We start from the raw sequence: 6,287 nt of genomic DNA, 5'->3' as shown, positions 1-6,287 counted from the left end.
GGGCTTCGGGTCGCTACTTCGCCTGCTGCTCGCTCTTCTGCTGCTGTCCGCTCTGGACCGACGGCTGGTTGATCGTGGTGAAGTACTGAGCCGCTGCGAAGATCGCCACCGGTGCGGCGATCAGGAGCTGGCCCGCCAGCACGCCGAGGAAGCCGCCTGCCGCGACGCCCGCGATGCAGCCCTGAACGTCGGAGGGGAGTCCGCTGAACATGGTGGCGAGCGCGCCGGTCAGGGAAGCGCCGGTGACGCCGCCGATGACGCAGCCGACGGCCGCGCCGCCGATGCCGCCGACCATCGCCCCGATCGATGCGCCGAGTCCGATGGTGCTGGTCATGCGGCTCCACGCGTCCTTCTCGCGGTCGTAGTCGTTCTTCCAGGTGGCCTGATCTTCATACGGAAGCGCGACCGGCTGATACTGGGCCTTGTCGAGGGTGAACTGCGGGGTCAGGGTCGCGGTCCGCTCCTTGATCTCGGCCTCGATGGGGAAGACGAATTCGTCGACGCGGAACCGCAGTTCGGTGCCCGCGAGGACTTTGCCGTCCGGCGCCTTCACCTTCAGGGCGCCGTCCTCGACGACCAGGGAGCCCGCGTCGATCTGGATGAGGGTGTTCGTGTCGGTCGTGGTCGTCGTGTAGTGCACGACACCGAGTTCTTCGGCGGGAGCGGCATGGGCGGTGCCGATGCCGGCGGCGAGCGCGCCGATGAGGACCGCGGAGACGGCTGTCAGGTGTGTGATGCGCATTGGTGTTCTTTCTGGTGGTGGTGGAGGTTCCCGGGGGCGGGTCTGGGCGGCGGCTCAGCCGAGAGCGGCGAGCCAGTGGTGGAGCCACGACACGGCGGTCTGACCGCCGCCTACCGGATAGCTCCCGTAGGACATGTGCGTTCCGGATCCGTAGAAGTGCGCGAGCTGACGTGCCCGTTCGTTCCGGGTCTGTTCGCTGAGCTCGCCTTGCTCGTCGGCGGATCGCAGGGCGGCCAGCATGTCGGCTGCTCTGGTTCGGTAAAGCGGGAGGTCGTCGGGGTGATCGTCGGAGAGGGCAGCCAAGCCGGCGGCGACGACGGTGATGAAGTCCTCGTCGTCGGTGGAGCAGTAGAGATCGCCGACCGCGCAGATCGTGCGGACTCGGGACGCGATCGACCCGAACCCGCCCGGTCGGGCCCCGCGCACGCCGCCGCCGACGGCGAGCGGGCCTACCTGGGCATCGGCCTGGGACCGCTGTGGATCGGAGAGCAAGCCGACCGCTGACAGCCGATCCGGCGGCACCACGCCGCGACCCCGTCCGATTTCTGCGGCCAGGTCACCGGCGGCGTCGGCGCCCTGGCTGTATCCGACCAAGGCGAAGTTCGTGTTCGCGCAGCGCTCCGCGGTGGTGCGCACCATCTCCCGTGCGGTGTCGACGGCGGTCTTCTGCGATGCGCCGTATACCTTGCCCTCCCAGGGGAAGGCGGTCGCGGGGTAGTCGACGTAAGCGACCTGTTCGCTCGCGGGTAGACCGTCGGTGACGCCGGCGAGCATGCCGGGACCGCTGTTGTGCCGTGTCGGCCCGGTTTCCCACGTTCCCGGTATCGCGACGACATAGACGGCGGGGCAGCCGGGGTCGGCTCCGGCGCTGCTCGCGGTCGTGCCGGGGAGGGCGGTGCCGGTGGTGAGCGCGATGGCTGTACCGGCGGTTACCGCGATGGCCGCGGCGTGCACGTTGATCCGCACCTGTCTGCTCCTTCGTCGGTCTGCATCGGTGGCTGGTCTTGGCAGGAGCGTGACCGGCGTCATCGGCGATGACGCTCACTGCTGGTATAAACCGTCATGCATGATGATCTGATCAGTCAATCGTCGTCAGAGAACTCTCAAGCAATCGGTAGACCTCCGACAGGAACGTGTCCGACCAGCAGAGGAAGGGGCTTCGGATGAACGTGGCGACCACGACGCGCACGACGCCGATGCGCGAGGCGACCGCCGACGAGGTCAGCGCTGAGGCCGGTGCGTGCGGGACGGTGCTGATCGTCGACGACGACGTCGATGTGCGGGAATCGCTGGCACGCGGCCTGCGGCTGCACGGATTCGGGGTGTGCGTCGCGGCCGAGGGCGCGGAAGCGTTGTCGGCGACCCGCACGTACCTGCCTGACGTCGTGGTACTCGATATCGAGATGCCGGGCCTGGATGGCTTGTCCTTCATCACGGCGCTGCGGGCACTCGGCAGCGATATCCCCATCTGCGTGCTGAGCGGCCGCGCCCGGGTGACCGATCGAGTCGAGGGACTCGAACTCGGCGCCGACGACTACCTCACCAAGCCGTTCGACTTCGTCGAACTGACCGCGCGGCTGCATGCCCTGCTCCGTCGACGCGGCAGCGGCTGGAGTGCCGCGCAGGAATCGGTCACCGTGGGTGCGCTGTGCATCGACTTCCCGGCACGGCTGGTATCGGTGCAGGGCCGGGAAGTCCCGCTGACCCGCCGGGAATTCGACGTGATCAGCGTGCTGGCCGTCCACCGCGGCTCGGTCGTGACGCGCGACCGGTTGCTGGAGACGGTGTGGGGCTATGACTTTCGGCCGCAGACGAATGTCGTGGATGTCGTCGTCGGCCATCTTCGCCGCAAGCTCGAGGCCGACGGCGCGCCTCGCCTCCTGCACACGGTGCGTGCGGTCGGGTTCGTCCTCCGGGAGGAGGGGCCGTGAACGCGATGCTCTCGCTGCGAACGCGAGTGGCGGTTGCCGCCGCGGCGGGGACCACTCTGGTCGTCGGAGTGCTGGCGGTCTTCCTGTTCGTCGCCATCGAGCGGAACAACATCCGGCACGTCGATGAACAACTGGACCTCATGACCGGGTTGGTCGAAGCCAATGTCGGTACAGCCCAGCTGTTCATCGGCCGGTTGAGCGACGGTGGCGTCGCCGCGATCACCCTCCGTCACAACGGCACCGTGCTGGCGAGCACGTCCACCGAGCTTCCACGGCTCCCTGCGGGGCATCAGACAGTGGTCATGGCCGATGCCGGATACCGCGTCAAGACGATGGTGGTGGAGCGGTCGGTCATCGGCCCGCACTCGGTGTCGGTCGCCGCGCCGTTGTCCGCGGCGGAATCGGTGACCCGTGAGCAGCGTCGGCACGTGCTCCTCGCCGGCGCGGCGGCGATCGCTGTGGCGTCGGGACTGGGCTGGCTACTCGGTGGCCGGGCGATCAGGCCGCTGGTCGAGCTGACCCGCCGGATCGATGCGGGTGACAGGCTCCCCGAGGTGGGTGGGTGGTTCCGGATCCGGGAAGCCGAACAACTCACCACCGCTGTCCGGTCGATGCTCGCGCGGATCGATGCCGCGCAACAGCGGACGATCTCGGCGCTCGGGACCGCCAGGACATTCGCGAACTCGGCTGCCCATGAGCTGCGAACCCCGCTCACCGCGATCCGCACCGATATCGAGATCGCGCGTGATGTCGAGATGGCCCCCGATGCCCGCGCGGGGATCCTCGGCGATGCGCTGCGAAAGCACGGCCGGGTGGAATCGACGCTGGTGGCACTGGAACTGCTGGCCGCGGGCGAACTCACCGCCGAGCACGCGAACGAGCCGGCCGACCTGGTCGAGCTGGCCTATCTGGCGATCGCGGACGCGGCACGTCTGCATCCGGAGGTGCGCCTGGGAGTCGCCGGTGACGAACGAGTGGATTGCCGCTGCTCGCCGGCCGGGATTCGGCTGATCCTCGACAACGCGATCTCCAACGCGGTACGCCACGGTCGGGCCACCCGGATCGAGATCTCGGTGCGGCGGGCCGGGCAGCGGGTGCTCCTGGCGGTCGACGACAACGGTTCCGGACTGCCCGAGGACGAGCTGACAGCGGTGTTCGCCCGGTTCCGGCGTGGCACCGGCGCCGCGCGTGAAGGGTCGGGTCTTGGGCTCGCACTGGTCGCGCAACAGGCCGAACTGCACGGCGGCCGGGCACAGCTGATTCCCGGCGGTCTCGGTGGCCTGCGGCTCGCTGTCGAGATCGCTTGCCCCGATTCCGGTGGGTAGGTGGGCGACATCACCTTAGTTGATATATTTAGTCAGCTATGATGATTTCGTCAATATTGCGTGGGAGGGCATGTCGTTCCCCGGGATTCGCCAGGGGAGTCTGGAGAAGGATGTATGAAGCTGCGAGAGCTGGATCCCGTCGATCGTGATCACGCCCCGGCCCGGCGCGTGCGGCGACGAGTCGCGCGTGGTGCCGCGCTCGGACTCGTCGTCGCGCTCGTGCTGGCGACGATCGGGATCGCGACCGCCGAGCTGTATCTGCGACACCGGATCGAGAGCTGCCTGACTGCCGGTCTGCGCGACGACCTCGGCTCCTCGGTGGACGTGGACCTCGGCCTGCGGCCCGTCGTGCTGAGCCTGATCGACCGGAGGATCCCCGAGCTGACAGTCGACAGCGACGATGCGCAGTTCGGTCCGGCTGTCGGTATGGCCGTCCATGCGACGCTGCATGAGGTTTCGATGGCGGAGGGCGACGGCTCGGCCACTGTGGGCGGCTCCGAGGCGCGGGTCGACTGGAGCGCCGGTGCGATCGAGCGAACGCTGCACGGACTGGCCGGCGACGTCGGTACGTCAGCCGCCGACGGCACGGTCGATGTCACGGGCGTCGTCGGCGTGGTGTCGGTGCGGCTGCGCCCCTCTGTCGAAAACGGGGTGATCCGCGTCGAGATCGTCTCCTCCCGTGGTGTCCCGCCGCAGCTCGCGGCGGAAATCGCAGACCTGCTGACGGCGAGTCTGCGCGACTATCCGCTGGGGCTGCAGCCGCAGTCCGTGACCGTGACCGATTCGGGAATCCGGGTCGAACTCCGTGGTGGCAGCGCTGTGCTCCCGGCGTCCGGTGACACATGCTGATTGTTTCATCAGGATTGCTTGACCCGCGAAGAGGCGGTGGCCGATGATCGACGTGGTGGGTAGCGACGAAGTTGCCGAACTGTCAGCGAAGGAGCGGCTGCATGGCGATCACCGGTAAGGACCTGTCAAGGTGTCTCCGCCCCAGCGCAGTTCTCGCGGTGCTCGCGGCGTTGCTGGCCACCATGTATCTGGGATACATCGTCGACCCGGAGAAGAACCTGCACGACTTCCCGGTCGGGCTGGTCAACCTCGACGTCGGTGACGTGGTGGGAGGTCAGCAGGTCAACGTGGGTGATCAGATCGCGGCCTCGATGGTGCAGCAGATCCCCGCCGACAAGGTCGAGCTGCGGCAGATGGGCCTGCCGGAGCTGCATCGGGCGATGCTCAACGGCACGATCTACGGGGCCGTCGTCATCCCGAGCGACTTCACCAAGCGAGTCTCGATCCTGGGTGCGGCCAGTGTTGTGCCAGGTGATGTCGAGCGGCCCGTGATCACCGTCGAAACGAACCCGGCCGCCGGGGCCTACGCGACGCAGATTCTGCTGCGCATCACCACCCAGGCGACAGACGCGGCCAATCGGGAGGTGGGCGCCCAGCTGCTCGACCGGGTCCAGGGCGAGCTCCAGTCGGCCTCGGACGCACCCGCTACCCAGCTCTCCGGCGTGAGCCGCCTCGGTCTGGCCGAACCCATCTCGGTCGTGGTCGTGCCGTTCCGCACCCTTCCGGACGGCGCCGGTGGGGGATTGTCGGCGTTCTTCTACACGCTGCTGCTGCTTCTCGCGGGATTCACCGGCGCGATGATCATCCACTCGATGGTGGACTCGTCACTGGGATTCGCGCCGACCGAATACGGGCCCTGGTATGTCCACTACCCGCCGACGCCGATCTCGCGCGTGCGGACCCTGCTGCTCAAATGGGGCATCCTGCTGGCCGTCGCGCCGGTGGTGTCCGGCATATACCTGGCCGTCGCGACCCTGCTCGGGATGTCGATCCAGCGTGCGCCGATGCTGTTCCTCTACGGGATCCTCGCGATTGTGGCGGTCGGCGTGACCGCGCTGTCCATCCTGGCGATCTTCGGCGCGGCCGGCCTGCTCATCAACCTCATCGTGTTCATCGTCCTCGGCCTGCCTTCCGCGGGCGGCACCGTGCCGATCGAGGCGACACCGCGGCCGTTGGAGTGGCTGTCGACCTTCGAGCCGATGCACCAGATCTTCATCGCGGTCCGGGCGATCCTCTACTACGACGCCCGGGCGAGCTCAGGCCTGGCGCAGGGGGTGTGGATGGCCCTGCTCGGTCTGCTGATCGGCCTGGTCATCGGCCTGGCCGCGACCAGCTTCTACGACCGGAAGGGGCTGGAACGCCGAGCCGTCTCGACGGCGGGAAAGTAGCGGTTTCCGCACTGCCGACCGGCGTCGACCATGCCACGGTCGACGCCGATCC

Annotated in this window: 6 protein-coding genes; 4 read left to right on the top strand and 2 right to left on the bottom strand. The window is 68.1% G+C overall.

Going from position 1 to position 6,287, the window contains the following annotated elements; all coding sequences use genetic code 11:
• Window positions 1–13 precede the first annotated feature (13 nt).
• Window positions 14–742 carry a hypothetical protein gene (locus tag ACWF82_RS28990; RefSeq protein WP_452506268.1) on the bottom strand — a complete coding sequence of 243 codons (729 nt, stop codon included), beginning with the start codon at window positions 740–742 and terminating at the stop codon, window positions 14–16.
• A 54-nt stretch (window positions 743–796) separates the two neighbouring features.
• A complete protein-coding gene (locus ACWF82_RS28985) occupies window positions 797–1,708 on the bottom strand; it encodes a cutinase family protein (RefSeq protein WP_452506266.1) in 912 nt (303 codons plus the stop codon).
• Window positions 1,709–1,938: 230 nt separating this feature from the next.
• Here ACWF82_RS28985 and ACWF82_RS28980 point away from each other — a divergent pair, with 230 nt between their 5' ends.
• From ACWF82_RS28980 to ACWF82_RS28965, 4 genes are all read left to right on the top strand, one after another.
• Entirely contained in the window at window positions 1,939–2,673 is a 735-nt protein-coding gene (locus tag ACWF82_RS28980; protein ID WP_452506276.1) for a response regulator transcription factor, read from the top strand.
• Window positions 2,674–2,678: 5 nt separating this feature from the next.
• Window positions 2,679–3,998: a sensor histidine kinase gene (locus tag ACWF82_RS28975; RefSeq protein WP_452506274.1), complete on the top strand. Its 1,320-nt coding sequence runs from the start codon at window positions 2,679–2,681 to the stop codon at window positions 3,996–3,998.
• A gap of 114 nt (window positions 3,999–4,112) precedes the next feature.
• Window positions 4,113–4,847: an LmeA family phospholipid-binding protein gene (locus ACWF82_RS28970; RefSeq protein ID WP_452506264.1), complete on the top strand. Its 735-nt coding sequence runs from the start codon at window positions 4,113–4,115 to the stop codon at window positions 4,845–4,847.
• Between the two features lie 101 nt (window positions 4,848–4,948).
• A complete protein-coding gene (locus ACWF82_RS28965) occupies window positions 4,949–6,235 on the top strand; it encodes a YhgE/Pip domain-containing protein (protein WP_452506262.1) in 1,287 nt (428 codons plus the stop codon).
• Window positions 6,236–6,287: the final 52 nt, after the last annotated feature.

The sequence above is a fragment of the Nocardia sp. NPDC055053 genome, assembly GCF_053608285.1.
The sequence above is the reverse complement of the archived record's forward strand: the minus strand, read 5'-3'. Positions and strand labels throughout refer to the sequence as shown.

Bases quoted from the DNA above. Each gene is read 5' to 3' on its own strand.
- ACWF82_RS28990 (WP_452506268.1), bottom strand. From the start codon at position 742: ATGCGCATCACACACCTGACAGCCGTCTCCGCGGTCCTCATCGGCGCG.
- ACWF82_RS28965 (WP_452506262.1), top strand. From the start codon at position 4,949: ATGGCGATCACCGGTAAGGACCTGTCAAGGTGTCTCCGCCCCAGCGCA.
- ACWF82_RS28970 (WP_452506264.1), top strand. From the start codon at position 4,113: ATGAAGCTGCGAGAGCTGGATCCCGTCGATCGTGATCACGCCCCGGCC.
- ACWF82_RS28980 (WP_452506276.1), top strand. From the start codon at position 1,939: ATGCGCGAGGCGACCGCCGACGAGGTCAGCGCTGAGGCCGGTGCGTGC.
- ACWF82_RS28975 (WP_452506274.1), top strand. From the start codon at position 2,679: ATGCTCTCGCTGCGAACGCGAGTGGCGGTTGCCGCCGCGGCGGGGACC.